Origin of the sequence: Thioalkalivibrio sp. ALJ24, assembly GCF_000377785.1 — a bacterium.
Lineage (GTDB): Bacteria > Pseudomonadota > Gammaproteobacteria > Ectothiorhodospirales > Ectothiorhodospiraceae > Thioalkalivibrio.
The window spans coordinates 1-23290 of the sequence record NZ_KB898724.1; the positions used below are offsets into that span (position 1 = coordinate 1).

General features: G+C 69.1%; 22 protein-coding genes. 9 read left to right on the top strand and 13 right to left on the bottom strand.

The window, feature by feature from the left end; translation table 11 throughout:
* Positions 1 to 510 precede the first annotated feature (510 nt).
* The 4 genes from D571_RS0100010 to modA all read right to left on the bottom strand — a co-directional run bounded on the left by D571_RS0100010 (position 511) and on the right by modA (position 5538).
* The gene (locus D571_RS0100010) at positions 511 to 2556 is read right to left on the bottom strand and encodes a hypothetical protein (protein WP_018934625.1); all 2046 of its coding nucleotides are present in this window, start codon (positions 2554 to 2556) and stop codon (positions 511 to 513) included.
* Positions 2557 to 2959: 403 nt separating this feature from the next.
* Positions 2960 to 4066 (bottom strand): molybdenum ABC transporter ATP-binding protein, encoded by a 1107-nt coding sequence (gene modC, locus D571_RS0100015; protein WP_018934626.1) that lies wholly within the window; start codon positions 4064 to 4066, stop codon positions 2960 to 2962.
* Positions 4063 to 4755, bottom strand: a complete 693-nt coding sequence (gene modB / locus D571_RS0100020) for a molybdate ABC transporter permease subunit (protein ID WP_018934627.1) — start codon at positions 4753 to 4755, stop codon at positions 4063 to 4065. The genes modC and modB overlap by 4 nt, the downstream gene beginning before the upstream one ends.
* A 3-nt stretch (positions 4756 to 4758) precedes the next feature.
* Complete coding sequence (gene modA / locus D571_RS0100025) at positions 4759 to 5538, bottom strand: molybdate ABC transporter substrate-binding protein (RefSeq protein WP_018934628.1); 780 nt, start codon at positions 5536 to 5538, stop codon at positions 4759 to 4761.
* 202 nt (positions 5539 to 5740) lie between these two features.
* On the opposite strand from modA, the gene D571_RS0100030 reads away from it, so the two are divergent.
* Complete coding sequence (locus D571_RS0100030) at positions 5741 to 6181, top strand: rhodanese-like domain-containing protein (RefSeq protein ID WP_018934629.1); 441 nt, start codon at positions 5741 to 5743, stop codon at positions 6179 to 6181.
* Positions 6182 to 6313: 132 nt separating this feature from the next.
* Here D571_RS0100030 and D571_RS0100035 read toward each other — a convergent pair whose 3' ends face one another.
* Complete coding sequence (locus D571_RS0100035) at positions 6314 to 6694, bottom strand: winged helix-turn-helix domain-containing protein (protein WP_018934630.1); 381 nt, start codon at positions 6692 to 6694, stop codon at positions 6314 to 6316.
* Positions 6695 to 6932: 238 nt separating this feature from the next.
* Between D571_RS0100035 and hrpB the strand changes: the two genes are divergently transcribed.
* Positions 6933 to 9464, top strand: a complete 2532-nt coding sequence (hrpB, locus tag D571_RS0100040; RefSeq protein WP_018934631.1) for an ATP-dependent helicase HrpB — start codon at positions 6933 to 6935, stop codon at positions 9462 to 9464.
* A gap of 109 nt (positions 9465 to 9573) precedes the next feature.
* A complete protein-coding gene (locus tag D571_RS0100045) occupies positions 9574 to 9795 on the top strand; it encodes a hypothetical protein (protein ID WP_018934632.1) in 222 nt (73 codons plus the stop codon).
* Positions 9796 to 9852: 57 nt separating this feature from the next.
* On the opposite strand, the gene D571_RS0100050 is transcribed toward D571_RS0100045, so the two are convergent.
* Positions 9853 to 10305 (bottom strand): DUF3617 family protein, encoded by a 453-nt coding sequence (locus D571_RS0100050; RefSeq protein ID WP_018934633.1) that lies wholly within the window; start codon positions 10303 to 10305, stop codon positions 9853 to 9855.
* Between the two features lie 104 nt (positions 10306 to 10409).
* On the opposite strand from D571_RS0100050, the gene D571_RS0100055 reads away from it, so the two are divergent.
* Positions 10410 to 11432 (top strand): matrixin family metalloprotease, encoded by a 1023-nt coding sequence (locus D571_RS0100055; protein ID WP_018934634.1) that lies wholly within the window; start codon positions 10410 to 10412, stop codon positions 11430 to 11432.
* Here D571_RS0100055 and D571_RS0100060 read toward each other — a convergent pair.
* Complete coding sequence (locus tag D571_RS0100060) at positions 11426 to 12718, bottom strand: OmpP1/FadL family transporter (RefSeq protein ID WP_018934635.1); 1293 nt, start codon at positions 12716 to 12718, stop codon at positions 11426 to 11428. The genes D571_RS0100055 and D571_RS0100060 overlap by 7 nt on opposite strands.
* Before the next feature lie 93 nt (positions 12719 to 12811).
* A complete protein-coding gene (locus D571_RS0100065; RefSeq protein ID WP_018934636.1) occupies positions 12812 to 13015 on the bottom strand; it encodes a DUF3185 family protein in 204 nt (67 codons plus the stop codon).
* A gap of 189 nt (positions 13016 to 13204) precedes the next feature.
* Here D571_RS0100065 and mltF point away from each other — a divergent pair, with 189 nt between their 5' ends.
* Positions 13205 to 14665, top strand: a complete 1461-nt coding sequence (gene mltF / locus D571_RS0100070) for a membrane-bound lytic murein transglycosylase MltF (RefSeq protein ID WP_018934637.1) — start codon at positions 13205 to 13207, stop codon at positions 14663 to 14665.
* On the opposite strand, the gene D571_RS0100075 is transcribed toward mltF, so the two are convergent.
* Both D571_RS0100075 and D571_RS0100080 read right to left on the bottom strand, forming a co-directional pair.
* The gene (locus D571_RS0100075; RefSeq protein WP_018934638.1) at positions 14637 to 15743 is read right to left on the bottom strand and encodes a DUF3524 domain-containing protein; all 1107 of its coding nucleotides are present in this window, start codon (positions 15741 to 15743) and stop codon (positions 14637 to 14639) included. The two genes, mltF and D571_RS0100075, sit on opposite strands and share 29 nt — an antisense overlap.
* Positions 15730 to 16329 (bottom strand): TetR/AcrR family transcriptional regulator, encoded by a 600-nt coding sequence (locus D571_RS0100080; RefSeq protein ID WP_018934639.1) that lies wholly within the window; start codon positions 16327 to 16329, stop codon positions 15730 to 15732. The genes D571_RS0100075 and D571_RS0100080 overlap by 14 nt, the downstream gene beginning before the upstream one ends.
* 81 nt (positions 16330 to 16410) lie before the next feature.
* Between D571_RS0100080 and D571_RS0100085 the strand changes: the two genes are divergently transcribed.
* On the top strand, positions 16411 to 17163 hold the full coding sequence (locus tag D571_RS0100085) for a hypothetical protein (protein WP_018934640.1): 753 nt from the start codon (positions 16411 to 16413) through the stop codon (positions 17161 to 17163).
* A gap of 27 nt (positions 17164 to 17190) precedes the next feature.
* Here the strand turns inward: D571_RS0100085 and D571_RS0100090 are convergent, their stop codons facing one another.
* Positions 17191 to 17520, bottom strand: coding sequence for a high-potential iron-sulfur protein (locus tag D571_RS0100090; protein WP_018934641.1), 330 nt, complete (start codon positions 17518 to 17520; stop codon positions 17191 to 17193).
* Between the two features lie 283 nt (positions 17521 to 17803).
* Here D571_RS0100090 and D571_RS0100095 point away from each other — a divergent pair, with 283 nt between their 5' ends.
* Positions 17804 to 18340 carry a hypothetical protein gene (locus tag D571_RS0100095; RefSeq protein ID WP_018934642.1) on the top strand — a complete coding sequence of 179 codons (537 nt, stop codon included), beginning with the start codon at positions 17804 to 17806 and terminating at the stop codon, positions 18338 to 18340.
* A gap of 148 nt (positions 18341 to 18488) precedes the next feature.
* A complete protein-coding gene (locus D571_RS0100100) occupies positions 18489 to 21239 on the top strand; it encodes a cation-transporting P-type ATPase (protein ID WP_018934643.1) in 2751 nt (916 codons plus the stop codon).
* Between the two features lie 39 nt (positions 21240 to 21278).
* On the opposite strand, the gene D571_RS0100105 is transcribed toward D571_RS0100100, so the two are convergent.
* Together D571_RS0100105 and D571_RS0100110 are read right to left on the bottom strand one after the other, a co-directional pair.
* Complete coding sequence (locus tag D571_RS0100105; protein ID WP_018934644.1) at positions 21279 to 21791, bottom strand: cytochrome c; 513 nt, start codon at positions 21789 to 21791, stop codon at positions 21279 to 21281.
* The gene (locus tag D571_RS0100110) at positions 21788 to 22435 is read right to left on the bottom strand and encodes a hypothetical protein (protein ID WP_051076144.1); all 648 of its coding nucleotides are present in this window, start codon (positions 22433 to 22435) and stop codon (positions 21788 to 21790) included. Before D571_RS0100110 ends, D571_RS0100105 begins: the two co-directional genes overlap by 4 nt.
* Before the next feature lie 101 nt (positions 22436 to 22536).
* Here D571_RS0100110 and D571_RS0100115 point away from each other — a divergent pair, with 101 nt between their 5' ends.
* Positions 22537 to 23289, top strand: a complete 753-nt coding sequence (locus D571_RS0100115; protein ID WP_018934646.1) for a glycosyltransferase — start codon at positions 22537 to 22539, stop codon at positions 23287 to 23289.
* Position 23290: the final 1 nt, after the last annotated feature.

Below are 23290 nucleotides of genomic sequence, written 5' to 3' on the forward strand. Positions count from 1 at the left end.
CCCTCGGCGACCTGCCGCCGGTCATCTACGCCCAGCTCCACTCAACCGCCGAGGACTCTAAAAATGAATGGTCCTCTTGACGGGGAAGCTTACGAAGGGGCCGGGGCCGACTGTCGGCCGCGGAACGAGCACCCTTGAAAAGCATCTGGCAAAAAATAGGCCATGTTAGTAAGTTAAGGTTGCTAAAGACCTTTCTGTTGGCGCTCACGGATCCTGCTCGAGCGGTTGTAAGAAACCCTGACCATTCCCGCTGAGCCGTTGCACCTGCGCCATGAAGGCCGTCAGAATTTTTGACATTCTTTCAGGTAGGTCTCGGGCCTGCACGCAAACTGGCATGGGGCTGCTGCAGCCGTGCAACATCTTCCGTAAGCCCCCTGATGAACCACCAGTCCTTGCCCCCCGGCCCAACCGCGTACGGCGAGCCGGTGATCGACTGCAATGAGGAGCGGTCGTAGGGAAAAGCCGCAGCCTCCGCTGCGGAGTGCTGCATGCAAGACGGATGCACGGCGGTCAGATCTGCCACTCGACCGGGGCCCGGGGGTCGGGCTCATAGGCGAAGTAGGTACCGGTGCGTACGGTCCGCTCGAGGTGCTCGCCGAGCGCTGCATGGTGCTCGGCGATCCGGTCGAGGGCGTAACGCAGTGACCGGGTTGCACTGGTTCGTGCCCGTTCCAGGCCATCCCCCACGGTTCGCGCACGGTCGTGCAGGCCCACGCCGCGGCGCAGTTCGTTGATCAGAAACTCGCGGTCGGCGCGTGCCAGTTCTGCCCGGTGAAGGTCGTTGTTTGCCTCGGCCTCTTCGATATCCGCTTCCGTTTCGGCGAGTCGTTGCCGATAGGCTTCGCGCGCCTTCGAGTCGAACACCTCCAGCCCCGCCTGGGCATCGATGCGCAGATCCTCCGCGGGGGGCTCGACCGGCAGTGCCCCGCGCTCGGCCGACACCAGGTCGAGGACGTGGAATTCGCGACCGGGTTCTGCCAGCAGGCGCTCCAGATAGCGCATGCCCTTGAGGTCCTTGAGGCGTACGGTCGTGCCGGCGTACGTCACCGTTCGCATGTCCGCCTCCCGGCTGAAGACGCAGCGTTCGGGCTCGGCTGTTGTCTCCGCCGGTTTCTCCGGTGCCCGTTCGCGTGCGAGTTCGGCCCAGGGAGTGGCGTTGAGGTCCCGGAATGCGCTGCAGGCCGCCTCGAGCTCCTGCTCGGCCGTCCGGCGGTCGTCTGCTGCGCGATAGGCTTCGGCCAGTTCGATGCGCAGGGTTGCTGCATCAAAGGGCATTCGCAGCGAGACCCATTCAGTCACGGCGCTACTCAACAGCCGGATGGCTTCTTCGGTTTGCCCGTCGTGGAGCGCCAGACGCCCCCGGGCCGCGACGGCTGCGTTGCGCAATGTGTGGCTTTGATAGGCCTCCGCGGTGGCCTCCAGATCGGCTGCGGCGGCGCGCGCCACATCCGCACGTCCGGCGGCCAGTGCGATCACCACCTCGGCATCGCGCAAGGGGGCCCGCCGCAGCGCGCCGGTGGGCGGGCGCTCCTTCGAGGGGATGTCGAACGGATGTTCGAGGGCATTCTCGATCATCGCAAAGGCTTCCTCGGTGCGCCCCTGGGCCAGCCGCAGCCACGCAAGCCCGGGCTGGGGCAGCCAGGCGTTCTGGTAGGCGGCCATGAAGGCCTCTTCGGCCCCGGCGAAATCGCCCTTGCGCAGGCGTGCGTTGCCCAGTTCAGTGAGTGGCCAGCCGTACTCGCGGCGCATCCAGGGTCGCAGCTCTTCGCATGCGAGCAACGCCTCCTGTTCAGCCGCATCACAGGGCCCCCGCAGGCGCATGATCTCCGCCTGGTGGACCCGGCAACGCCCGCCAAGCCCCCCGAAGGCCGCGTCGTGACGCCAGCGTTCCATGGCTTCGGTCCACTGTTCGGCACGGTCGTGCTGGCCGATCCATTGCATCGCACAGATGACCTCGCACCACATCTGTCCGGAGGTCAGGGGATCGAGATTGCCGGCGCTCAGCTCCACGGCCACATCGTCCAGCGCACTCAGCCCTTCGTCGACCGCGCCATCATGGATGCGGACCCTGGCATCAGCTACCTGTCCGATGATCGCCGGCGCCTTCAGGCCGTGCCTGTGCCCCCCTTCCATCGCCTTGCGCGCCCAGTGCCCGGTCCCCGGCATGTCTCCGCACATCAGACGTTCGTAGGTTCTTACCGCAGCGACCCAGGCCCACACCGGATTGTCCGGTGCGCCGGAGAGCAGGCGTTCGGCCCGTGACAGCCAGGCGCGTACGGGTGCCATCAGGCCCGAATCCATCATCAGATACATGCCCACGTTTACGGCGGCCTGAGCTGCCTCGCAGGGCTCGTCGTTCTCGAGATGAAGGCGGTACAGATCGCCATACGCGGCCAGAGTCCCTTCCAGGTCTCCACTTCCATATGCCGCCATGGCCCGGAGTTCCAGCACTTTCGCCGAAGGGGACCCGGGGAAGTCGTCAATCAGCTCGCGCGCCCCGGCATAGTCACCGGCGTCGAGGGCCGCGCGTACCTGCGTCAGGTCTGGCTCCGTCATCTCTCACTATCTCCTTGTCCGAGCCGTGCCAGGAAATGCCATGTCTCCCTGGCAGATGCGCGATGCATCTGTCCGTTTAACCAGAGCATAGGGAGTGGTTGTCGTGTCCGATACCGATTCCGTCTGCGACGAGGTTCTGAGTATTTCCTGTTATCCGAAGGAAGAGATCGTCCACAAGCAGGTCAACCCCGGGCGGCCATTTCGCCCAAGGCAAGAATGGAAGCGGGGCCGGATCTCTTGTTGTTTCCGGCCCCTTTCGCCTCCAGTGGCCTCATGCGCCGATCCCGCTGCCCTTTATGTATCGGTTCGGCGTCATCCGCCTCCCGTCGAGGGTCCGCGATCCTGTATCTGACCGAACATTGCGAACCCAGTCGGTAACGCCGCCGAACCGCGCCAGACGTGATCAGTCGAGGAGGGCGACGGATTTGACGAGGGCGTGGGCGCGGGTGCCGGGCTTGAGGCGCAGGCGTTCGGTGGAGAGGCGGGTGAGTTCGGCCATCAGTGTCTGGCCGTCGTGCTGGCGGCAGACGGCGAGGAGGCGGGCGGGGCCGTGGTGGCCGGGGGCCTCGTCGAGGGACTCGATGGTGACGGGGATGATGTTGAGGATGGAAACGTCCTGGGGCGGCGACAGGGCGATGGAGACGTCGCGGGCGTCTACGCGCAGGCGGGCCGGGCGGCCGGCGCCGTTGCTGGCGCCGGGGGTGGACGGTACGTGGTAGCGGGCCTCGGGCGGGCCGAAGGGGTGCAGGCCGTGTTGGTCGGCCGGGCCCAGTTGGCCCTGCAGGACGGAGACGGCGCCCTGTTCGCGGAACAGGGGGGAGTCGGCGCGGGCCAGTGCCTCGCGCAGGGGTTCCAGGCGTTCGAGCCGGCCGTCGTGCATGAAGGCGACGCGGGTGGCGAGGCGTTCGACCTCGTCCGGGGCGTGGGTGACCAGCAGGCTGGGGATGCCGGTCTCCTCGGACAGGCGGGCGAGGAAGGGCATGATCTCGCGCCGGGTCTGGGTGTCCAGGGCGTTCAGGGGTTCGTCGAGCAGCAGCAGGTCGGGGCTGGTGAGCAGGGCGCGGCCGAGGGCGACGCGCTGGCGCTGGCCGCCGGAGAGTGCCTCGGCGCGTCGCTCCAGCAGGTCGTCGATGCCGAGCAAGCGGGCGACCTCGTCCAGGTGCAGGCGGCGCAGGGGTTCGGGCGTGCGCTTGTAGCCGTAGAGCAGGTTGCCGCGTACGGACAGGTGCGGGAGCAGGGTGGATTCCTGGAACACTAGGCCGACGCGGCGGCGGTGCAGCGGGACGAAGGTCTTGCCGGTCTGCCAGGCGGTATCGCGAAAGTGCACCTCGCCGCCGGGCGGATGTTCCAGCCCGGCGATGACGCGCAGGAGCGTGGTCTTGCCGCAGCCGGAGCGGCCGAACAGGGCGGTGACGCCCTGCAGCGGTAAGGCGGTGTCCACGTCCAGCGTGAATCCGGGGCGTTCCAGCCGGGCCCGGATGCGCAGCGTGTCGGGCTCGGGCCGGGTCACGGGCGCACCGTGTCGAAGCGGCGGTTGATCGCGTAGACGATGAACAGCACGGCGAAGGCGAACACCAGCAGCCCGAAGGACAGACGGTGGGCGGAGGCGAAGTCCATGGCCTCGGCGTGGTCGTAGATCAGGATGGACAGTACCTGGGTCTCCCCGGGGATGGCACCGCCCAGCATCAGGATCACGCCGAACTCGCCGAGGGTGTGGGCGAAGGCGAGGGTGGCGGCGACGATGAAGCCGCCGCGGGTCATCGGCAGGATCACGGTGAAGAAGCGGTCGATGCGCCCGGCGCCCAGCGAGCCGGCGATCTCCACCGGGCGGCGGCCGAGGTTGGCGAAGGCCTGCTGCAGCGGCTGCACCGCGAACGGCAGCGAGTAGATCACCGAGGCGATCAGGATGCCCTGAAAGGTAAAGGCCAGGTGATTCAGCCCCCAGTTCTCCAGCGTGCTGCCGACCGGGCCGGCCGGGCCCAGCAGGACCAGCAGGTAGAAGCCGAGCACGGTGGGCGGCAGCACCAGCGGCAGGGCCACCAGCGCCTGCACCGCGGTGCGCAGCCCGCCGGGGGCACGGCCGTTGGCCAGCCACCAGGCGATTGGTGTGGCGATTACCAGCAGGATCAGCGTGGTGTAGATCGCGAGCTTGAGGGTGACCTCGATCGCCATCCAGTCCGTGGGGCTCAGCTCGAACATCCGTTATTCGCCCTCGGGCATCACGAAGCCGTAGCGGCGCATGATGTCGCGGGCGGTGTCGCGGCCCATGAACCCGGCGAAGCGGTGCGCGGTAGCGTTGTCTTCGCCGCGTCGGGTGATGATGAAACCCTGGGTCAGGGGTTCGTGCAGCGCGTCGTCGATCAGGTAGTGCGGGTGTTCGGCGAGGTCCGGGAACTCGGCCAGCGACAGGGCGATGACGCCGATCTCGGCACCGCCGGCCTGGACCATGCGCGCGGTCTGGGCGATGTTGTCGCCGTTGACGATCTTCGGCTGCAGCTCGTCCCAGACACCCGCGGACTTGAGCGCTTCCATCGCGCGCACGCCGTACGGCGCATGGGTCGGCGAGGCGATGGCGACGCGGCGGATGTCGTCGCGCGTCAGGTCTTCCAGTGTCAGTTCGGAGGCGTCCATGCGGTTGCTCCACAGCACGATGCGGCCGATGGCGTAGACCTCCGGTTCGGTCACCGCATGGCCCTCCGCGCGCAGCTTCTGCGGGTAGGCGATGTCGGCGGAGAAGAAGACGTCGTACGGCGCACCGTTCATGATCTGCGTGGTCATGCGCCCGGAGGAGCCGTAGGTCACGCGCACCGCGTCGTCCGGGTGCTCGCGCTCGTATTCCTCGATGATCTCGTCCAGCGCGAACCGCAGGTCGGAGGCGGCGGCGATGGTCAGCGTGTCATTGGCGTGGGCAGCGGACGGGGCCAGCAGCAGAAACAGAGCGATGATCAGGCTCGCGAAGACAAGGCGCGGGTGGCGGGGCATGGATTGGGTCCGTCCTTTCGTCGGATTGAGCCGGGGGCGCTCGGCGGATGCCCGGGTCAGGGCGACCCGTGGGCGACCCCGGGGCGAACATGGCTGCTGTCACATTCGTTATGTTCAGTGGAATATAGCGATCCGGGGTGGGTGGAACAAGCTTTCGCAGGACCTGTCCCATGCGCCCGCAGGGCAAAACCGGAGGAAATCGATGACGAGCGAGGCACACGAGGAGACGGATACGGACGGGCCGCAGCTGGAGATCAGCGTGGATGCGGCGCGCGAGCTGGTGGATATCGGCCTGGCGGTACTGCTGGACATCCGCCAGCCGTTCGAGCTGGAGCTGGAAGGCGCGGTGGATGGCGCGGTGTCGGTGCCGCTGTTTCGGCTGAAGCAGTTGCTGGGCAAGCATCTGTCGGAAGAAGAACAGGAGCTGCTGGATGCGGACGAGCCGGACGAGCGGGATTTCCAGCACTTCCTGTCGCTGATCAACCAGCACCATGTGCGCCAGGATCAGATCCTGCTGTGCCTGTGCAACAGCGGGCGGCGCAGCCTGCGGGCCGCGCAGCTGCTGCGCGATCTGGGGTATGTGCGCAGCCTGTCGGTGCGCGAGGGGTTCCGCGGGTGGCAGGGGCCAGGAAAGGCGGATTGAGGATGGCGGGAGGTGGCCGGTTGCGGCCCGGTCGGGGGCGGCAGGGCCGTTGTTCGCGTGCGAGCACGCTCCCACATACCCGCATAGCCAGTTACCCGGGTACCCACCTGGCCGTCTGGCCGGATATGCGGGCTATTCGTTGTCGTCGCGCATGAGGGGCTGCATGGCGTCGAGCTCGTCGCGGATGGCCTCGGCGGCGCGCTCCTCCATGCGGCGGTAGCGGGCGAGGACATCCTCGCCCAGCGGTGTGACCCGCGCGCCGCCGCCCCGGGTGCCGCCGCGGGCGGTGTCCACCAGGGGTTCGCGGAAGCTGCGGTTCATGGTCTCCACCAGGTTCCAGGCCCGGCGATAGGACATGCCCATGTCACGCGCCGCACCGGAGATCGAACCCGCGCTCCGGATGGCCTCCAGCAGGCGTGCCTTGCCCGGTCCGAGGGCCGTGACCTCGCCCAGCAGGATCCGCAGGCGGGGTGTGGGGGCGTGCCGGTTTTGGCTGTCGGGGTCGCTGCTCATGGTCGGCCGTGGTCGCAATCTGCGTCGATGGTGCCGCGAAAGCCTGCCGATTGCGAGGCATGTGGCGGGTACGGGCCCGGGGTGGGCCCGCCATGCTTTCGGGATGCACCCGGCGGGCGGCGCGGTGCGGCGGTATCTGCGAGACTGAGGACATGGTGAGCAAGCTTTCCAGATCGGCCCCGTTCCGCGTCGGCCTCGGCGTCCGCTGGCGGGTGGCCCGTTCGCGATGAGCGCGACGATGGCCCGCGAAGAAGCGGCGGCGCTGGAGGATCTGCTGGGGCCGCTGGATGCGGCGCTGGCTTCGCCCGGGGCGGCGGTGCTGGTGGCCGAGCCCGGGGCGGGCAAGACGACCCGCGTGCCGCTGCATCTGGCCTCCGGGGAGTCGCCCGGGCGCGTGGTGGTGTTGCAGCCGCGGCGCCTGGCCGCGCGCATGGCGGCCACGTTCATGGCCGGGCAGTGCGGCGAGGCCGTGGGGCAGACGGTGGGTTATCGCGTGCGCGACGCGCAGCAGGTCTCGGCGCAGACCCGGGTGGAGCTGGTCACCGACGGGATCTTCCTGCGCCGCATCCAGGCGGATCCGCTGCTGGAGGGCGTCGATACCCTGGTCTTCGATGAATTCCACCTGCGTCGGCCGGAGGCGGAGCTGGCGCTGGCCTTCGCGCTGCAGGTGCGCCGGCTGCTGCGCCCGGAGCTGCGCATCGTGGTGATGTCGGCCACGCTGGATGATGACGCGGTGGCGCGCCTGCTGGCCCGGGGCGGGTCGGAGGGCGGGGCCGAACCCGTACCGGTCCTGCGGGCGCGCGGCCGGCAGTTTCCGGTGGATGTGCGGCATGCGCCGCCGGCGCCGGACGCGTCGCTGGCGGACGCGGTGGCCGATGCGGTGCGCGAGGCGCTGGCGGCCGAGACCGGATCCCTGCTGGTCTTCCTGCCCGGGGAGCGCGAGATCCGCGAGGTGGCTGGGCGGCTGCAGGCGGGCGGGGACGCCGGCCGGGATACGCCGTCCGGTCATGCGCGGGTCGTGCCGCTGTTTGGTCGTCTCTCCGCGGAGGAACAGGCGCGCGCGGTGCAGCCGGCCCCGGCGGGCGAACGCAAGGTGGTGCTGGCCACCGACATCGCCGAGACCAGCCTGACCATCGAAGGCGTGCGGGTGGTGGTGGATGCGGGGCTGGCCCGCGAGCCGCGCTTCGATGCGGCCACCGGGCTTTCTCGCCTGGTGACGGTGACGGCCTCGAAGGCCGCGGCCGAACAGCGTGCCGGGCGTGCCGGACGCACCGAACCCGGGGTCGCGATCCGGCTGTGGGCGCGGGCGGACGAGGTCACCCGGCCGGATTACGCAACCCCGGGACTGCGCCAGGTGGACCTTCTGCCGCTGGCGCTGGAACTGGCGGGCTGGGGCGAGCCGGTGGCCGGGCTGGACTGGCTGGAACCGCCCCCGGCGCACGGGCTGGCCTCGGCGCAGGCGCTGCTCGCGGAACTGGGCGCGGTGGACGCAGCGGGGCGCATCACCGATCACGGGCGTGCGCTGCTGCGCCTGCCGACCCATCCGCGGCTGGCGCACATGCTGCTGCGTGCGCAGGAACGCGGGTGGTCGCGGCTGGCCTGCGAACTGGCGGTACTGGTGGAGGAACCCGGGCTGGCCGGACCGGAGATGCCCCTGGATCTGGAGTTGCGGCTGGAACGGGCGCGGCGCGCGGGCGGACGGGCCTGGCAGCGATCCCTGCGGCGTCTGGAGCAGGGGCTGGAACGGGTCGCGGGTGCGGCCGAAGCCGGCGAAGCGGGGGCGGACGGGGCGATGGACGAGCCCGCCGCCCTTGGCGTGCTGGCCGCGCTGGCCTGGCCGGAGCGCATCGCCCGGCATCGTGGCGGCGCGGCCGGGCGTTTCGTGATGGGCAACGGCCGCGGCGCGGTGCTGCCGGAGCGCGAACGCCTGGCGCATGCGGAATTCCTGGTGGCGGTGGACTGCAGCGATGCCGAACGCGAGGCCCGTATCCGCTGTGCGGTGGCGCTGGATCCGGCGGTGCTGGAACGCGAGGCGCCGGAGCTGTTCCACCGCGAGACGCGCTGCGACTGGGTGGAGGACGGAGCGCGCCTGGAGAATGCGCGTATCCGCCGGGTCGGCACGCTGGTGATCGAACGGCAGATGGTCGCGCTGGAGGATCCCGCCGACACCATCGCCCCGTGGTGCGCACGGTTGCGCCGCGAGGGGCTGGAGCGGCTGCCGTGGGACGCGGCGGCGAGCCAGCTCCGCGCGCGCATCCGCATGCTGCACGAGGCGATGCCGGAGGCGGGGTTTCCGGCCATGGGGGATGCCGCGCTGCTGGCCGATCTCGAGCAGTGGCTGGGGCCGTATCTCGCAGGGATCACGCGGCGGCGCGATCTGGAACGCCTCGATCTGGCGGCGATCCTGCGGGCACGCCTGGACTGGGCGCAGCAGCAGCAACTGGAGCGCGAGGCGCCGGCGCGAATCGAGGTGCCGTCCGGTTCCGCGTACCGGGTCGACTACACCAGCGAGCCGCCGGTGCTGGCGGTCAAGCTGCAGGAGCTGTTCGGCCTGACCGATACCCCGACGGTTGCCGGTGGGCGCGTGGCGGTAATGCTGCACCTGCTGTCACCGGCCGGGCGCCCGGTGCAGGTCACTCAGGATCTGAAGAGCTTCTGGGCGAATGGCTACCCGGAGGTGCGCCGCGAGCTGAAGGGGCGCTACCCGAAGCATCCGTGGCCGGAGGATCCGTGGAATGCGCCGGCGACCCGGCACGCAAAGCGGCGGTAATCCCGGGGACCGCTCCCCCGGGAGCCCGGTTCCGGGTCGGGTTCACGATGCGACGCGCGGCGTTCTCGGGTAGTGTCGCGTTCAGCACCACTGCGAGAAGATTCCCCCGATGCTGAAGTTCCTGACCGCGATCCTGATCCTGCTGTTCATCTGGTGGCGGGTGTCGCGCTGGCTGGAGGTGCGCCGCCGCCGGGCACGCGGCGAGGACGTGTCCTACGAGGTGCGGATCAAGGGTTATCGGCCGATCACCATCCTCAGCGTGATCTTCCTGATCCTGTACGGGGGGTATGTGGTCTGGTACGTGCTCACCGAGCACCTGGAGCTGCTTTAGATCCGCGCCGGCCCGGGCAAGGGGCCAGCGCGGGATATGTTCGGGATCCGCGACCGATCAGCAGTCGCCGATGCGCTCGCCCTCGATCTCCGTGACGATGGTCATCTCGCCCATCGGGCCCTCGACATCGGCCTCCATGCGGCCCTCCGAGCGGTCACCCATGAAGCGCATCTCGCCTTCCATGGTCGCGCTGCCGCCCTGCGGATCGGTGCAGGTCATCGCGTATTCGGCGCCGTCGGCGCGGATGTCGGCGTGATCCAGCGTGCATTCGTCGGGCACTTCAAACACGTCCTCGCCACGTTCGATGTCTTCCTGCGTCACGCATTCGCGGGAGGTGTCCACCTGGTCCGGCATCTGGTCCATGCCTTCCATTATCATGGTGTGGGTGTATTCCCACTTGCCCGGTTCGATGTTCGGGGTTTCCGCCGCGGCGGCGAAGGGCAGGATCAGCAGGGCGGCACCGAGGCTGAGGCAGGAGGGGCCGATGCGGGAGGTGAAAAGTCGCAGCATGAGGATTCTCCGGTTTGGGACAGGACCTTGCGGTCCATCTTGCAACGCAGGCCGCGGGGTGACAACTCTGTATTTGGAGGGGGCGTGACCGTGGAGAGACGGGCGTGAGCGGCCGCTGGTGGCTGGTACCACTGCTGTTGCTGGTGGTGGCGGGGGCATGGCACGAGCTGGGGCCGGGTCCCGACGCGGAGGACAGCGAGTCGTCGGTGTCCGCGCCGGACGCCGGGCCGGCCATGCGGGAACACCCGGTGGCCCCGGGTTGCCGGCTGCCGGTGAGCCTTCATCTTGATCGGGTGGATGCGGAGTTCGGGCTGGAGGAGCGCGAGGTGCGCGCGGCCCTGCGGGATGCGCGCGAGATGTGGGAGTCGGTTACCGAGACCACGCTGTTTCGCGACCGCGCGGACGAGGGCGTGGCGGTGCGCCTGGTGTTCGATGAGCGTCAGGCCTCCGCCCTGGCCCGGCAGCGCGATCGCGATGGCCTGGATGCGGCGTACGAGGAGATCGAACGGCGGCGCGAACGCCTGGAGGATGCGCGCGCCGATCTCGAGGCGGACATCCGCCGCCATGCCGAGCGGCGCGAGGAACTGGAGGAGCGCCGCGAGGAACATCGGCGCGAGGTGGAGGCGTGGAATGCCGGGGATCGCTACCGCAGCGACCGGCGGCGCGCGCGTCTGGAGGAGGAGGGCGAGGCGATCCGGGAGCGTGGTCAGGAGCTGAACCGTCAGGCCCGGCAGCTGGAGGAGCGTCGTGGCGAACTGGATCGGCGGGCTGCAGAGCTGGATGCCGCGATCGCGCGGTACAACGAGCGTGCCGATGGTCTGAACGAACGTTCCCGGCAGGCCGGCGGGTTCAACGTCGGGCTGTACGAGCAGACGCCGGGGTCGCGCTCCATCACCGTGTATCAGGCGGTCGATCGGGAGCAGCTGACCCTGGTGCTGGCGCACGAGCTGGGCCATGCGCTGGGCATCGGCCATGTCTCCGACCCGGAGGCGGTGATGTACGCGACCCTGGGGCCGGAGAACGCCGGCCGCAGCCGCCTGACGCAGGCCGATCGCCGCGCCCTGGAGCAGGCCTGCGACGTGACCACCCGAACGGCGTCGGGGCGCCAGGGAAACACCGATCAATAGGTGTAGCGCAGTCCTGCCGACAGGATGTTCACCCGCCCGCGGGTGCTCCCGCTGTATTCCACCGTGCCGGTATCGAATTCGCGGGTCAGGTCGATGTCCTCGCGCGAGACATCCACGTACGAGTAGCCGAGGTCGATGCTCAGGCGGTCGGTCGGGTGCCACGAGGCCCCCAGCGACAGCCAGGTGCGGTCGCCATCCGGGGTGCGGGTGGAGCGGTAGCCGTCACGCGTGGGCGTGCGGTCATACTGGATGCCGCCGCGCAGGGTCCAGTCCGGGTTGAGTTCGTATTCGGCCCCGACCGCCAGGGCGTAGCTGTTGCGATAGTTCTGCTCCAGCTCCTGTTCGGCGAGCGGGTTGGCGGACTCCACCGCGATCTCGTCGAAGTTCGACCACCGGAACCAGGTGTACTGCACCAGCCCGGTCCAGCGTTCGTTGAAGCGGTGGCTGAGCGCCGCGCTGGCGATGTCCGGCAGCTTGAGCTCGGCCTCGCCGGTTGCGATCACCGGTCGGCTGATCGGACCGTTTTCGGGCATGGATACCCGGGCGGTGCCCTTGAGCGTGTGGGTCACTCCGCTGCGATAGTGCAATCCGAGACGGGTGGTGTCCGCGAGGTCGATCAGTACGCCAATGTTGTAGCCCACGTCCCAGCTGTCGCCTTCCAGGCGGTATTCGCCGTCGGTGGCCGGGTCCGCTCCCGTGGCGTCGGGGATGGCCGCGCGCAGCGTGGCATCGGCGTATTGCAGATCGATGCCGCCGCCGATGGAGACCCGGTCGCTGACCCGGACCGCGATGCTGGGCTGCAGGTTGAGGACCTGCAGGTCGGTCTCCAGCGAATCGTAGCGGGCGAAGAAATCGTCGTCGTACTCGCCCTTGAGGCCGAAATGGGTGCCCAGGCCGAAGCCCAGCCACACGCGCTCCGACTGCGGCTCGGCCCAGTAGAAATTGGGCAGCGGGGTGGGGTCGTAGGGGTTGTCGCCCTGGCTGCCGTCCACGTCAAAGGTGTTGGCGTTGGTAAAGCTGGAGCCGTCGTTGCGGGTGCTGGAGTGCGGGAACAGCAGATGCGCGCCGGCCTGCACCTCGGCGCTTTCCAGCCGGGTCATGCCGGCCGGGTTGAAGTAGATGGTGCTGGCGTCGTCGGCGAAGGCGGCCTCGCCGGCATAGGCCCGCCCCAGTCCGGTGACCCCCTGCTCCTGGAGGTAGAACCCGGCGGCCAGCACGGCCGTCGGGGCAAGGCCCAGGGTGGCGGCGGTGATGGCGGCGGCGAGATGTCGTGGCTTCGGCTGCATGTGCCTTCCTCCCTCCCGGATCCGGGGCTTTTTCACGCGGACCGTAGCCGCACCCGCGAGCGGGCTCAAGGGAAGGTATTGCTGGCGCGCAGGTTACAGCAGCAACAGGGCGAGACCGAGTGCCGCCGCCGCCCCGCCGCCACCCGCCAGTCCGAGGGTGCGGGCGGTAAAGCGCCCGATCACCGGACGCGCACGCTCGCGGCGGGTGAAGGCGTCCTGCACCCCGACCAGCGCGGTAATCGCGCCGGCGACCATCAGGATAATGCCGAAGATGTCCAGCAGTGCGGCGTGTTGCATGGGATGTCTCCCCGCGGGCGGTCGGTGTCTGCCTGATGGATCGTCCGACCGGGCGCGGGGTTCCGCGTCACAACCCTGATCGAATCAGGGTTGGTTGTGGGACGGATCACGTTTCCCGAAGGTTTGAGGATGTTTTCGGGCCGTTCGGGCCCGCCGGGTGTCAGGAGACACCGTCCGGGGAGGGATCTCATGTCCACTGATTCGTACATCCATTCACTGCATCCGAGCCGCTGGCTGCGCCCGGGTCTGCTGTCCGCGTCGGCGGCCGTGCTGATGGCCTGTAGTCCCGGAGAGGGGCAGTCCGAGGTGCCGGGGGTGGCGGGCTCGTCGCTGGAACATCCGGAGGACACCGGTGAACTGGTGGTGGTGACCCGCAATGCACCCACCGCCTGGTTCTACGATCGCCACACCGAGACCGCAGGTCCGGAACACGACCTGGTGGAAGCCTTCGCAGGCGCGCGTGGCTGGGAGGTCGAATGGAAGCTGGTGGATTCGGTGGGCGAGGTGCTGAAGACCCTGGCTTCCGGTGAGGTCCACATGGCGGCGGCCGGCCTCACGCATCTGGAATCGCGTGATGCGGATTTCCTCCGCGGGCCGCAGCATACCGAGGTGACCGAGCAGGTCGTGTGTCACCGCGACCGCGGCTCGCTGCCGGAGTCGGCGGCCGATCTGGACGGGCTGGAGCTGGCGGTCAGTGCCGGCAGCGCCTACGTCGAAACCCTGCAGGCGCTGGACGAGCCGGTGGCCCATCGCGCCGAGCCGGAGGGCACCGAGCGCCTGCTGGCGGCCGTGGAAGAGGGCGAACTCGACTGCACCGTGGCCGACTCGCATATCGTCGGGCTCAACCGGCGGATGTTCCCGCACCTGGAAGTGGCCTTCGACGTGAGTGATGAACGCGCGATCGGCTGGTATCTGCACCCCGATTTCGAGGGACTGGCGGCGCAGGCGGGCGCGTGGATGGACACCGACGAGGGGACGCAGGCGCGTGCCGGGGTGGACGAGCAGTACTATGCCTATGTCCCGGAATTCGATTTCGTCGACCTGCGTGCCCTGACCCGGCGCATCGATCAGCGGCTGCCGGATTTCCGCCCGGTGTTCGAGGAGGCCGCGGACGAGACCGAACTGCCCGCCGACCTGCTGGCCGCACTGGCCTACCAGGAGTCGCACTGGGATCCGCAGGCGCGCAGTCCTACCGGGGTGCGCGGGATGATGATGCTGACCCAGCGCACCGCGCAGGAGCTGGGGATCGAGGATCGTCTGGATCCGGAGCAGAGCATCCATGGCGGCGCGCGCTACCTGCGCCAGATGCACGAGCGCCTGGACGAGGACATCCCGGAACCGGACCGTACCTATCTCGCGCTGGCCAGCTACAACATCGGCCGCGGGCATCTGCTGGACGCGCGACGCCTGGCGCGCGAGCTGGGTCGCGATCCCGACCGCTGGGCGGATATGCGCGAAGTGCTGCCGCTGCTGACCGACGAACGCTATTACCGCGATCTGCGGTTCGGCTACGCGCGCGGCTACCAGCCGGTGTACTACGTGCAGCGCATCCGCAACTACCGCGACGTGATCCGGCCCGCCTTCGTGGAGGATGAGGTCGCCGGGGAGGGAACGGCGTCGTCTACGTCCTCGTGGCTGGCGCTGGACTGAGCGGGCGGCCGGTCAGTTCTTCCAGCGCCCGTGTCCACGCGGGCAGCAGGGTGTCGGGCTCCAGTGCGCGGACGTCCGCCGGCGGGGGCAGGCCGTCGGTGAGCCAGGTGTCGAGGCGGGCGGCCAGGGCCTCGGGGTCGCCGGCCGGATAGCGGTATTCGGGCGGGTACTGCTCCGGGTAGCACAGGGCGTCCGGCACCAGCGGACGCGCGCCGGCGCCGCTGGCCTCCAGCATCGACAGCCCCTGGAATTCGTGCGCGGTGGTGCTGACGACGATGCCCGCCCGCCACAGCAGGGCGTCGTATTCCGCGCGCGGCAGGCGCCCGTCGGCCACGATGTTGGTACCGAACCGCTCCCGGATCCGCTGCAGGGCCTCGGGCGGCGGTTTCGGGCGCGGTCCCAGCAGGGCCAGGCGGAAGCCCCGTCCGCGCGCGGCCAGCCTTTCCAGCGCCTCGGCGAACAGTTCCGGGCGCTTGTCGTACTCCCAGCGGTGGTTCCACAGGATCAGGTCCGGGTCGCGTTCCGGTGTGGCCCCTTCCGGTCGCCGCGGCGGCGGGACCGGGACCGGGAGGATCCGGGCCCGGTCGGCCAGGCGCTCCGGGACGCCGGGCGGGACCGCGTCCGGCATGCGCCGCAGCAGGGCCCGCAGGCCGTCGAGGAATGAGTCGCGGTTGAAAGCCGAGTTGAACGCGATGCGCCCGGCGGACAGCGCGCCGTAGATCTGCACCATCTGCGGCTCGATGGAGCGTACCTGATGCTCGCCGACCGGGTAGGCGAACTGGTTCTCGTGGAAGTAGTACAGCGCGGGCAGGGCCGACAGCGGCGGATGCAGGCCCCGCAGCGTGGCCAGATCCACCATCGAGGTCGCGACGATCGCATCGGCCCGCACGCCTTCCAGTGCCTCCAGCCAGGAGATCGGGTTGCCGCGGATGCGCCAGCGGAAATGGCGACCGGGCAGCTCGAAGCGTAGCCATTCGATGTCGGGAAAGGTGGCCACCAGGGCATCCGCCCATACCGCATGGCTGTCGGCACGATAGGCCGACAGCAGCAGCACCCGTGGACGGCTATCGATGTTCATTCGCGCGCCTTTCCGGCGCCGGTGCGCCGAGCAGCAGGTCCTGCAGCGCCGGGGCCAGGCGCAGGATGGTGTCCGCGTCCTGTTCCGCGCGCGCCATCAGCAGGATGCCCTCCATCAGCGCGAGCCAGTGGTCGGCGAGGCGGGCGGTGTCGGTGCGTGCATCCAGTTCGCCGTGCGCGACGGCCGCGTCGAGGGCCGCGCGGAATTGCGCGCGGATCGCGTCCAGATGGCCCTGCATGGCTTCGCGCAGACGCGGGCTCTGCGTGCCGGTTTCCACCGCCAGGCTGCCGAACGGGCAGCCGGGCAGGCGGCCCTCCGCGGCCTGCATGCGAGTCTGAAACGCGTGTACCGCGTTCACGAAGGCGGTGATCCGTCCGCGCAGTCCGGCGGGTCCGCGCAAAGCGGGCTGCAGGACCTCGGCCTCGAACTCGGTGTAAAGCACCTCCAGTGTGGCGATGACCAGATCCTCCTTGCCCGGGAAGAAGTGATACAGGCTGCCGCGCCGGACGCCGGCGCGCTCGCAGATGCCGGCGATGCCCACCGAGCCGTAGCTGCGGGTGAGCACCAGACTGCGGGTGGCATCCATCAGGGCCTGTCGGCTTTGGTCTCCGGTTTTCATGGTCTACAGTCTAGTTGACCGATCGGTAAACACAAGGAGAACCCCGACATGAACGAAGCAGATGGCTTTGCAGCGGGCGGTTCGGGCCAGGGGTCTGCGCGGTCGGTGCAGGTGCCGGTGCGTTATGGCCGGACCTGGGACGATGGTTTTGGCGCCCGTGGGTGGAAGCTGGCCCTTCCCGGGCTGGGCGAGGATGTGATCGCCGCGACGCCGTTTACCGGCGAACGCATCCCCACTTCGGTCTTCGTGCATGACATCGTGGATCACCATCTGTGCGGCTTCGCGCTTTCGGGCTATCTCGACGAGGCGGGGGCGCTGATGCAGCTGGCGCTGCGCACGGGCTCGGACCCGGTGGAGGACTATCGCCAGATGATCGACGAGGATCTGCTGCCCGGACGTCCGGTCGCGGACGACTGGCCGGCCCTGCTGCCGGAGGCCCTGCGGCCTGCCCCGGACGTGCCTCCTCATCCGCTGCACCTGCGCCGGCTCGGGCAGCAGTTCGGCCGGGGTGCGTTACGGGCGCTGCTGGTGTCCGGTTTCGTGCGGGCCGGGTATGTGCGCATGGAGGCGGCGTGCGCGTGCTGGGAAGGTTACGGACTGGAGACGCGGTCCCGCGCGGCGGTGGCGCTGGCCCTGCAGCGTCTGTTCGAGCGGGTGGACGAGGCCATGCGGTCGGCGGATGTACCGCAGGCGCAGGGGGTGTTCGAGATCGGAAACCGGCGGGTGGTCTATCGCGATGCCGGGGAGACAGGGATGGACGAGGAACCCGTCCAGCGGATGGAGGACCCCGCCGGCACGTGACCGGCGGGGGACGAGCAGGTACGCGGATCAGCCGCGCACGTGGGCGTCGCACCAGCCGCCTTCGGCGACCAGGACGTTCTGGAACGCCTGATGGAAGCAGCCGCCGTAGCCGTCGGGGGCGTCGACATTTGCATCCCAGAACGCGCAGTTGTCGCAGCGCGCGCCGTCTTCGTACTGCGGATGGTCCGCGGCGTCGGCGGAATCGTTCACGTAGTCGTGCGCGTGACCGTCTTCGGCCTTCTCGTCCGCGGCGTGCAGGGACTGCGTACCCACCAGGCTCACCACCGGAATGGCGGCCACCGCGGCGGAAGCGCGGCGCAGGAAGGCACGGCGATCGGCGTTGTGCTTGTCGGACATGGAAAACCTCCGTACTTGCATTTTGGTCGTGATTTTTTTCGTGCGACATCCGGGGTGTTTCCAAAAGTTCCCGGATGCCCGTTGGAGTATTGTAGACGTCTAGGGTTCCTGACGAAATTCATGACCCGTGGCATGGACCCCCGCGGGGTTTCCGATCGGTATCCCGTCGATGCATGAGGGTCCGGGATGATTCCGTGCGGGGCTCGGTAGCGTTCGGGCCTGGTTCCCCGGAAAAAGGTGGTAAGTTAAACTCCCAATATCATTTGACGCTCATGGAGTCCTTATGAAGATGCGCAAGATGCTGATCGGCGTTGCCGTCGCCCCCCTGCTGGCCGCCGGTTCCGCCAGTGCTGACGGCATGGGCCTGAACCCCAGCTTTGCGATTCTGGGTGGCGGGGTCTGGACCGCCGAATCCGACCTGCCGGATAACAGCGCGTACGGTATCGAGATCGGCGCCGACTGCCTGCTGTTCCAGCCCGACAACGGGGTGCTCCGCCATCGTCTGAGCGTGACCGAGTTCGATGACGGCCCGCTGGAGATGACGGGTGCCGAGCTGAACACCCACTGGGAGTTCGAGGTCGCGGACGACCTGACCATGGGGTTCGGTCCGGGGCTGGGCTACGTGAGCGCGAAGCTGGACGGTGACCGCAACGGCCTGTGGGCCGGGCAGTTCGGCGGCTCGGTGCAGTACGACATCGACGACACCATGTTCGTCGGCATGGAGGCGCGTTACCAGATCACTGAGAGTGACCGGTTCGACGGCACGCGCGAAGACATGGACAACACGCGGGTGATGGCGAAGGTGGGCTTCAACTTCTGAGGGCCACCGCCTGGCAGGACCCCGCTGGAGGCCGTCCCGTCATCGGGGCGGCCTTTTTTGTGTCCGTCGCCGTCCACACGGACTTGTGACGCCGTGCAAACTCCGACAGCATTGAAATCCGCCCCATCCACCCGGCCGGAGTCCGCCGATGAATGATCCCCGCCCCGAAGCTTACCCGCACGCCGAGGAAGAGGGTGGCGAGGGGCCGCCGTGGCATGCGCTGGATCCGGATGAGGCCCTGCGCCGTCACGATGCCGCGCGCGAGGGGTTGAGTATCGAGGAGGCGCAGGCCCGGCTGGAGCGTTTCGGACCGAATGCCCTGAAGCCGCCGGAGAAGGCCGGGGTACTGCGGCGCTTCCTGCGCCACTTCCACAACATCCTGATCTACATCCTGGTGGTGGCCGCGATCGGCACCGCCCTGCTGGGTCACTGGGTGGATACCGGGGTGATCCTCGCCGTGGTCCTGATCAACACGCTGATCGGCTTCGTCCAGGAGGGCAAGGCGGAAAAGGCCCTGGACGCGATCCGCAAGATGCTCTCGCCGCAGGCGGTCGCGCTGCGCGGCGGCGAGCGCCGAGAGGTCCCGGCCGACAGCCTGGTGCCCGGGGACATCGTCTATCTCCAGGCCGGGGACCGCGTGCCGGCCGACATCCGCCTGCTGGAGACCCGCAACCTGCAGATCGAGGAGGCGGTGCTGACCGGCGAGTCGGTGGCGGTGGAGAAGAACACCGCAACGGTCGATGCGGGCGCCGATCTCGGCGATCGCAGCGGCATGGCGTTCTCGGGGACGCTGGTGTCCTTCGGCCGCGGCACCGGGGTGGTGGTCGCCACCGGCGGCGACACCGAGATCGGGCGCATCTCCACCATGCTGGGCGAGGTGGAGAGCCTCGAGACGCCGCTGGTGCGCCAGGTCGCGCAGTTCGGCCGCTGGCTGGCCGGCGTCATCATCGTGATCTCGGCGGCGACCTTCGCCTTCGGCTTCTGGGTGCGCGATTACCCGCTGGACGAGATGTTCCTGGCGGCCGCCAGTCTGGCGGTGTCCACCATCCCCGAGGGCCTGCCGGCGATCCTGACCATCGCCCTGGCCATCGGGGTGCAGAAGATGGCGCGGCGCAATGCGATCATCCGCAAGCTGCCGGCGGTGGAGACCCTGGGTTCGGTATCGGCGATCTGCTCCGACAAGACCGGGACCCTGACCCGCAACGAAATGACCGTGCAGGCCCTTCTGACCGGCGCCGGCGAATACGGGGTCAGCGGGGTCGGTTATGCGCCGCACGGCGATTTCACCCGTGACGGGGTAGAGGTGGAGCCGACGGATGCCCCATGTCTGGAAGAGGTCCTGCGCGCCGGCTTGCTGTGCAACGACGCGGAGGTCTTCGAGAAGGACGGCCAGTGGGTGATGCAGGGCGACCCGACCGAGGGGGCGCTGGTGACCGCGGCGTTCAAGGGCGGGTTGAGCTCCCGGCGGGAACACGAGGGCCTGCCGCGCACCGACGTGATCCCGTTCGAATCGGATCACCGTTACATGGCGACCCTGCATCACGATCACGACGGCCACGGGCGGATCTATCTGAAGGGGGCGCCGGAGCGGGTGCTGGAGCTGTGCGAGCACCAGGCCACCGCCGACGGTCGCGAGCCGCTGCGCGCGGATGAGTGGCATGCGGCGATGGATGCGATCGCCGCACGCGGTCAGCGCCTGCTGGCCATCGCCCGGCGCGCCACCACCGCCGAGCAGCGCGAGCTGACCTATGGTGACGTGGAACAGGGCGGTTTCGTCCTGCTGGCGCTGGTGGGGATCATTGATCCGCCCCGCGACGAGGCGATCGCCGCGGTGGCCGAGTGCCAGCGGGCCGGGATCCGGGTCAAGATGATCACCGGCGACCACGCGGCCACCGCGCGGGCGATCGGCGAACAGCTGGGCCTGCGCGGCGAGGGCGGCACCCTGACCGGGCAGCAGCTGGAGGCCATGGATGACGACGAACTGGCGCGCGCGGTGGAAGACACCGATGTGTTCGCGCGCACCACGCCGGAGCACAAGCTGCGGCTGGTCAAGGCCCTGCAGGGTAACGGCCGCATCGTGTCCATGACCGGGGACGGGGTGAACGACGCGCCGGCCCTCAAGCGCGCGGATGTCGGCGTGGCCATGGGGCACAAGGGGACCGAGGCGGCCAAGGAGGCCTCGGAGATGGTGCTGGCGGACGACAACTTCGCCTCCATCGCGCATGCGGTGGAGGAAGGGCGTACCGTCTACGACAACATCCGCAAGGCCATCCTGCACATGCTGCCCACCAATGCCGGGCAGTCACTGACCATCATGATGGCGATCCTGATGGGCCTGGCCCTGCCCCTGACCCCGGTGCAGGTGCTGTGGGTCAACATGGTGACCTCGGTGACCCTGGCGATGGCGCTGGCCTTCGAGCGCACCGAGCCGGGGGTGATGGGCCGTCCGCCGCGTGCGCCCGACACCCCGCTGCTGTCGGGCTTTTTGCTGTGGCGCATCCCGTTCGTGGCCATCCTGTTGTGGCTGGGGACCTTTGGCCACTTCGTGTACATGGAGGAGGTGCTGGGGGTGGCCGATGATCTGGCCCGCACCGTGGCCATCAACACCCTGGTGGCCGGTCAGGCCTTCTACCTGCTGAACCTGCGGCTGATCCATCAGCCGGTGCTGGTGGGTGGCGAACTGTTCCGCTCGCGGGCGATGTGGATCGCCATCGGCGTGCTGGTCGTGCTGCAGCTGACCTTCACCTACGTGCCGGTGATGAACACCCTGTTCGGCACCACCGCGATCGATGCCGGTGACTGGGCGCGTATCCTGATGTTCGGGCTGGCGGTGTTCCTGATCGTGGAAGGCGAGAAGCTGGTGTTCCGGCGCATGGGCTGGGCCGGGGCCGGGACCTGATCCGGCCGCGGCCGGATCAGTGGGCCGATCAATGGCCAATCAATGGGCGTGGGTGACCCACTCCTCGCCGGTGGCCTCTTCCCAGTCCTCGGGCGTGGGGGTGTTGCGGTCGTATTCCAGCCAGGCCTCGTAGACCTCGTCGGGCCAGTGTGACTGCAGCCAGTAGATGATCGCCTCGGCGTCTTCCTCGTCGATCTGTTCCTCGAACGAGGGCATGGTGCCGCCGCGGGCCTGACCGCCGTAACGGATCATGTCCTTGAGCTGCCACCAGGGGTGGTGCCAAGTATGGGCCGAGCCGTCGAGCGGCGGCGGGGGCCAGTTGCCCTGCTCGTCCGGCTGTCGCCAGTTCTCCGCGCCTTCGCGGTTCTCGCCGTGACAGGCCACGCAGTACTGCTGATAGAGGTTTTCCCCGCGCGCGAGGATTTCGGGGTTGTCGGTGCGTTCGCGGTGCTCCGGTTCGCTCGACCAGAACCCGCCGTCACACCCGGCCAGCAGCAGGGGCAGGACCAGCAGCGGGCCCAGCCGCAGCGAGGTGCGCAGGGGCGCGGTCATTCGGATCCCCCGCTGTCCGGCCCGTCTTCCGGCGCGTCGTCCGGTTCGTCGTCCCCGCCGAAGGCATCACGGACCCCACCCCAGGCGTCGCGGGAGCCGTCGCGGATGCGGCCCCAGGCGTCCTGCGACCCGTCGCGCACGCCATCCCAGGCCTCGCGGGAACCTTCGCGTACGCTGCCCCAGGCGTCGCGCGAGCCGTCCCGCACCCCTTCCCAGGCCTTGCGCGAGCCGTCGCGGATCGAGCCGCCGGCGCGTCCGCTGCGCAGTTCCATCTCGTCGTACCAGGCGGCGAGGGCGTCACGTTCGTCATCCAGCGCCTCCAGGGCCCGATCGCGCCGCTCACGGGCGTCGTCGGCCAGATCTTCCCGGGCCTCGTCGGCCTCCCGGTGCAGGCGCTGCAGGGTGTCATCCATCGCGTCCAGGGTGTCCCGGGTGCGTTCGCGCGCGGTCTCGTCGCCTTCCTCGGCATCGCGCTGCAGCTGTTCGCGGCGCTGCTGCCAGTCCTCGCGCAGGGCCTCCATGGTTTCGCTGGTGGTCTCGGCGACGCTGTCTTCGTCGGCCAGGGCCGTGGTAGCCAGCGGCAGCGCGACCAGCAGGCCGAGAATGGCCGACACAAGCAGTTGTGCGGCAGGATTGCGGTTCATCATGGATTCTCCGGATGCTTCGAACTGTCCACCATGGTAGACGAGTGCGGCCCGATGGAGTTTCCCGAGGAAGGGGCGTCAGGCCACGAGGAGGTGAATCCGTGAAATTCGACGCTTTTGTCCGCGGCGCTCCGGGCCTGTCCGTGATCATCCCCGCATGGAACGAGGCCGAGTGGCTGCCACGGACCCTGGCCGCGGTCCAGGGGGCGCTGGCCGGTGTCGAACGGGACAGCGAGATCATCGTGGTCGACAATGCCTCTACGGATGCCACCCCGGAGATCGCGCAGCGCGCGGGCTGCCGGGTGGTGTACGAGCCCGAACGTCGGATCAGCCGGGCGCGCAATGCAGGAGCCGCGGCGGCGCGCGGCGACTACCTGGTGTTCGTCGATGCCGATACCTGGCCCGATGCCGAACTGCTGCAGGCCACGCTGGACGCGCTCGACAGCGAAACGGTGTGCGGTGGTGGGGCCCGGGTGGCCTTCGATCATCTCGACCACCGCATCTATCGCTGGGGGGCGGCCGCATGGAATGCCCTCGCCGCGCGCCTGGGGCTCGCGGCGGGCTGCTACGTGTTCTGCACCCGCGAGGCGTTCACGGCGTCGGGTGGCTTCAGCGAGGCGGTCTACGCGGGCGAGGAGGTGTTCCTGTCACGGGTGCTGAAACGCCGGTGCCGGGCGCGCGGGCAGCGCTTCGAGATCCTGCAGGCACCGGTGCTGACCTCGGGGCGCAAGGAGGAATGGTTCCCCCCCGTGCGTCACGTGCTGGTGGTGCTTCAGGTGCTGCTGTTGCCCTGGAGCCTGCGTTCGCGGCGTCTGAGCTGGTTCTGGTACACCCGCCCTCGGCGCAAATCCTGAG

Excerpts from the sequence above, each read along its gene's own strand:
- D571_RS0100050 (WP_018934633.1), bottom strand. The coding sequence starts at position 10,305 with ATGCTGCGACTTTTCACCTCCCGCATCGGCCCCTCCTGCCTCAGCCTC.
- D571_RS0100010 (WP_018934625.1), bottom strand. The coding sequence starts at position 2,556 with ATGACGGAGCCAGACCTGACGCAGGTACGCGCGGCCCTCGACGCCGGT.
- D571_RS0100095 (WP_018934642.1), top strand. The coding sequence starts at position 17,804 with ATGAAGATGCGCAAGATGCTGATCGGCGTTGCCGTCGCCCCCCTGCTG.
- modA (WP_018934628.1), bottom strand. The coding sequence starts at position 5,538 with ATGCCCCGCCACCCGCGCCTTGTCTTCGCGAGCCTGATCATCGCTCTG.
- D571_RS0100110 (WP_051076144.1), bottom strand. The coding sequence starts at position 22,435 with ATGAACCGCAATCCTGCCGCACAACTGCTTGTGTCGGCCATTCTCGGC.
- D571_RS0100045 (WP_018934632.1), top strand. The coding sequence starts at position 9,574 with ATGCTGAAGTTCCTGACCGCGATCCTGATCCTGCTGTTCATCTGGTGG.
- D571_RS0100100 (WP_018934643.1), top strand. The coding sequence starts at position 18,489 with ATGAATGATCCCCGCCCCGAAGCTTACCCGCACGCCGAGGAAGAGGGT.
- D571_RS0100105 (WP_018934644.1), bottom strand. The coding sequence starts at position 21,791 with ATGACCGCGCCCCTGCGCACCTCGCTGCGGCTGGGCCCGCTGCTGGTC.
- hrpB (WP_018934631.1), top strand. The coding sequence starts at position 6,933 with ATGGCCCGCGAAGAAGCGGCGGCGCTGGAGGATCTGCTGGGGCCGCTG.
- D571_RS0100065 (WP_018934636.1), bottom strand. The coding sequence starts at position 13,015 with ATGCAACACGCCGCACTGCTGGACATCTTCGGCATTATCCTGATGGTC.
- D571_RS0100035 (WP_018934630.1), bottom strand. The coding sequence starts at position 6,694 with ATGAGCAGCGACCCCGACAGCCAAAACCGGCACGCCCCCACACCCCGC.
- D571_RS0100060 (WP_018934635.1), bottom strand. The coding sequence starts at position 12,718 with ATGCAGCCGAAGCCACGACATCTCGCCGCCGCCATCACCGCCGCCACC.
- mltF (WP_018934637.1), top strand. The coding sequence starts at position 13,205 with ATGTCCACTGATTCGTACATCCATTCACTGCATCCGAGCCGCTGGCTG.
- D571_RS0100090 (WP_018934641.1), bottom strand. The coding sequence starts at position 17,520 with ATGTCCGACAAGCACAACGCCGATCGCCGTGCCTTCCTGCGCCGCGCT.
- D571_RS0100085 (WP_018934640.1), top strand. The coding sequence starts at position 16,411 with ATGAACGAAGCAGATGGCTTTGCAGCGGGCGGTTCGGGCCAGGGGTCT.
- D571_RS0100030 (WP_018934629.1), top strand. The coding sequence starts at position 5,741 with ATGACGAGCGAGGCACACGAGGAGACGGATACGGACGGGCCGCAGCTG.
- modB (WP_018934627.1), bottom strand. The coding sequence starts at position 4,755 with ATGTTCGAGCTGAGCCCCACGGACTGGATGGCGATCGAGGTCACCCTC.
- D571_RS0100075 (WP_018934638.1), bottom strand. The coding sequence starts at position 15,743 with ATGAACATCGATAGCCGTCCACGGGTGCTGCTGCTGTCGGCCTATCGT.
- D571_RS0100080 (WP_018934639.1), bottom strand. The coding sequence starts at position 16,329 with ATGGATGCCACCCGCAGTCTGGTGCTCACCCGCAGCTACGGCTCGGTG.